A 2,420-nucleotide genomic window follows, 5' to 3' on the forward strand; every position below is an offset into this window, starting at 1 on the left:
TTTAGAAGTCCATGCCGGCGCCGGCCGGCATTGCCGGAGCGGCTTCCTTCTTCGGCTTCTCGGCGATCATCGCTTCCGTCGTCACCAGCAGGCCGGCAACGGAGGCGGCATCCTGCAGCGCGGTGCGCACCACCTTGGCCGGATCGATCACGCCCTGCGCATAGAGGTCGCCATATTCTCCTGTCTGAGCATTCCAGCCGTAGGAGAACTCGCTCTTTTCGCGCAGTTTGCCGACGATGATGGAGCCTTCCGCTCCGGCATTTTCGGCGATCTGGCGAACCGGCGCCTCGATGGCGCGGCGGACGATGTCGACACCGACGCGCTGGTCGTCATTGGCAGTCTTGATCGCGTCGAGCGCCTTGACGGCGCGCAGCAGCGCCACGCCGCCGCCCGGCAGAATGCCTTCCTCGACCGCCGCCCGCGTCGCATGAAGCGCGTCGTCGACGCGATCCTTCTTCTCCTTCACTTCGACCTCGGTCGAGCCGCCGACGCGAATGACGGCAACGCCGCCGGCGAGCTTGGCAAGGCGTTCCTGCAGCTTCTCCCGGTCGTAGTCGGAGGTGGTTTCCTCGATCTGGGCGCGGATCTGAGCGGTGCGACCGTCGAGTTCCGCCTTCGAACCGGCGCCGTCGATGATGGTGGTGTTTTCCTTCTCGATCGCCACCTTCTTGGCGCGACCGAGCATGTTGAGCGTCACGTTCTCGAGCTTGATGCCGAGATCTTCGGAGATGACGGTGCCGCCCGTCAGGATGGCGATGTCTTCGAGCATGGCCTTGCGGCGGTCGCCGAAACCAGGCGCCTTGACGGCAGCGATCTTGAGACCACCGCGCAGCTTGTTGACGACGAGCGTTGCAAGGGCTTCGCCCTCGACGTCTTCAGCGATGATCAGGAGCGGCTTGCCGGACTGGACGACGGCTTCGAGAACCGGCAGCATCGACTGCAGGTTCGAGAGCTTCTTCTCGTGAATGAGGATATAAGGATCCTCGAGCTCGACCCGCATCTTGTCCTGGTTGGTGACGAAATAGGGGCTGAGATAACCGCGGTCGAACTGCATGCCTTCAACGACTTCGAGCTCGGTTTCGGCGGTCTTGGCTTCTTCAACCGTGATGACGCCTTCGTTGCCGACTTTTTCCATCGCTTCGGCCAGGTAGCGGCCGATTTCGGAATCGCCATTGGCCGAGATCGCGCCGACCTGGGCGATTTCGGAATTGTTGGAGATCTTGCGGGCATTGGTCTTCAGCTCGGCGACGATGGCTTCAACGGCCAGATCGATGCCCCGCTTCAGGTCCATCGGGTTCATGCCGGATGCAACCGCCTTGGCGCCTTCCTTGACGATCGCCTGAGCGAGCACCGTCGCAGTGGTGGTACCGTCACCAGCGAGGTCGTTGGTCTTGGATGCCACTTCGCGCAGCATCTGGGCGCCCATGTTTTCGAACTTGTCTTCGAGCTCGATTTCCTTGGCGACCGAGACACCGTCCTTGGTGATGCGCGGCGCGCCGAAAGACTTGTCGATCACCACGTTGCGGCCCTTCGGACCCAGCGTCACCTTCACCGCATTGGCCAGCACATCGACCCCACGCAGCATGCGTTCACGGGCATCGCTATGAAACTTGACTTCTTTCGCAGCCATTCTGTCACTCCTTCAATAGGCAGCTTTTTTGACTAATGCGCGGAAATCGCCTCAGGCGGCGATCTTTTCGGCGGCCCGGGCCTCGATAATGCCCATGACATCGCTTTCCTTCATGATCAGCAGGTCTTCGCCATTGATCTTGATCTCGGTGCCCGACCACTTGCCGAACAGGATGCGATCGCCGACCTTGACGTCGAGCGCCTGGATCTGGCCGGCTTCGCTGCGCGCGCCGGGGCCGACGGCGATGACCTCGCCTTCCTGCGGCTTCTCCTTGGCAGTGTCGGGAATGATGATGCCGCCCTTGGTCTTTTCCTCGGAATCGACCCGGCGGACGAGAATGCGATCATGAAGCGGTCGGAACGACATGTTTTCCTCCAATGGACAAACAATAACGATGTTCCCCTGGCCGGACCGGATGACCAGTCCGGGCGGGTGCAAAACCTCTCGTCGAGCGTTCTGCGCGCAAAAATCTGGTTTTGCGCTTTTTCGATTTCAAGAGGGTCACGTAAAAAAATCAGCACTCGGCCGATATGGCTGCTAACACCCTGTAAAGGAACATAAAAATGGTGGACGCGTTCGGGATTATGTTGATCGTCGCAGAATTTTGCGCGACCTTCGATCGTCATGAAACGGAGATGAAGCATGCAATTTTTATCAGATCTCGACCGTCAGCTGAACGGCTACGGGCTGACGACAGCGCATATCCTCTATCGCATTCCTGATTTTGAATCCGTCCTGCAAAGCTATGTCTGGCAGGATTACGATCTGGCTCCGGACTTTCCGGAGATGC

At 59.7% G+C, this 2,420-nt stretch carries 2 protein-coding genes and 1 pseudogene; 1 reads left to right on the forward strand and 2 read right to left on the reverse strand.

Annotated elements, in window-relative coordinates; translation table 11 throughout:
* Position 1: 1 nt before the first annotated feature.
* Positions 2-1,630, reverse strand: a complete 1,629-nt coding sequence (gene groL, locus ATY76_RS19225; RefSeq protein WP_088676336.1) for a chaperonin GroEL — start codon at positions 1,628-1,630, stop codon at positions 2-4.
* Positions 1,631-1,681: 51 nt separating this feature from the next.
* A complete protein-coding gene (gene groES / locus ATY76_RS19230) occupies positions 1,682-1,996 on the reverse strand; it encodes a co-chaperone GroES (RefSeq protein WP_088676337.1) in 315 nt (104 codons plus the stop codon).
* Positions 1,997-2,272: 276 nt separating this feature from the next.
* Here groES and ATY76_RS19235 point away from each other — a divergent pair.
* A pseudogene (locus ATY76_RS19235) lies at positions 2,273-2,420 on the forward strand (aspartate-semialdehyde dehydrogenase); the annotation flags it as partial.

The sequence above is a fragment of the Rhizobium sp. R339 genome, from assembly GCF_002211395.1.
Classification (GTDB): domain Bacteria; phylum Pseudomonadota; class Alphaproteobacteria; order Rhizobiales; family Rhizobiaceae; genus Rhizobium.